A 1,303-nucleotide genomic window follows, 5' to 3' on the forward strand; every position below is an offset into this window, starting at 1 on the left:
CGCCAGCATAGCACGCACGAACGTATCCCATTTCTTCATGCCGGCTCGTTTCTCCGGCATGTAGTTCCAGCGGTCGTAGTTTTTGGAGCTGACGTCCTGCAGCGCATGATTCTGGATCCGGTCCCGGATCTCCTTCGATATACCAGCCTTGCCGGCGAGCGTCTTGAAGGTTCGGCGGAGATCCCTGTTCGTGGCATAGGGGATCATCCCTCGGTCCCGCTGACGCCAGACAAAGCTGTAGAGCGTACCATGGCTGACTGGCTTGGACGGGTCCTTGGCCGAAGGGAAGAACCAGCCGTATTCGTTCGGCTTGATCGACTCAATTAGCTCCGACGCGAGGGACGGAATGGGAACGGCGTGCGGCTGTAGGTTCTTTGTCTTCGACCAGTCGATGATCCGTTCCTTGGCGTCCCACTGGTCGACATGCAGGCGGGCGATCTCCTCGACCCGCTGACCGGTCAGCATGATGATCTGCACGGCACGTGGATAGGAGGGATGAACTGGCGTATCGGGGCATTCGAGCCAGCGATAGAGCTGCACGAATTCGTCCTCGCTGAGCCAGCGGGTGCCCTGGACCTTCGGTTCGGTCGGAATGCCCGAAGCAGGATTATAGGGAATGCGGAAGCGGCGAGGGGAGGTGTTGCGATAGTCGTTGTCGGACTTCATTCCCCAGCTGTAGGCCGCATGGATGTAGCCCCGCACGTGATCTGCCATCGACCGAGCCCCACGCTCATAGATCGGCCGGATCAGCTCGACGATCTCCTCTGACTCGATCTCACGGGCAAGGCGGTTGCGGCCAAGCGTGTCAGCGATCTTGTTGAGCCCTTTTTTCGTCTCCTTCCACGACGGCTTACCCGCCGCTTTCAGCGAAGCGACATAGCCCTCGAACAGATCAGCGACGGTGCCAGGGCGAGTGTCGGTGGCGATCTTGATGCTGCGGCCCTTCTGGATGACGTCGGCGAAGTCGCGCTTGAAGATCTCACGCGCTTGCGCGAGTGACATCGACGGATAGGCGCCGAGCTTCTTCTTGGTCCGCTTTCCGTCGCGCCACTGCTGAGCCATCCAGTCGGCAGTGACCCGCTTCGGCATTGGCTTGAGGACAAGGATAAGCCGGCCAGTCCCGCGGCCTTCGCCGTCGGCAAGGTTCTCCTGCTTGCGGCTGCTCTCCACGCGCTTCAACGCTTGCCGGATGGCTGCATCGGTCAGGCTTGGCATCGCGTTTCCCATCTCGGCAACTGGGATCGAAAGGGGAGAATCCGGGAGCTGTACCCGGGGACGGAAAGCCGCGCACTACCCCTTAAAA

At 60.6% G+C, this 1,303-nt stretch carries 1 protein-coding gene; it reads right to left on the bottom strand.

Annotation, left to right across the window (positions count from 1 at the left end):
* Positions 1–1,215, bottom strand: a 1,215-nt coding sequence (locus AB4Y99_RS27660) for a tyrosine-type recombinase/integrase (protein WP_441525607.1), incomplete at its 3' end; no start/stop codon positions are given.
* Positions 1,216–1,303 lie beyond the last annotated feature (88 nt).

Origin of the sequence: Allobosea sp. TAB14 (genome assembly GCF_052113865.1) — a bacterium.
Classification (GTDB): Bacteria; Pseudomonadota; Alphaproteobacteria; order Rhizobiales; family Beijerinckiaceae; genus Allobosea; species Allobosea spartocytisi.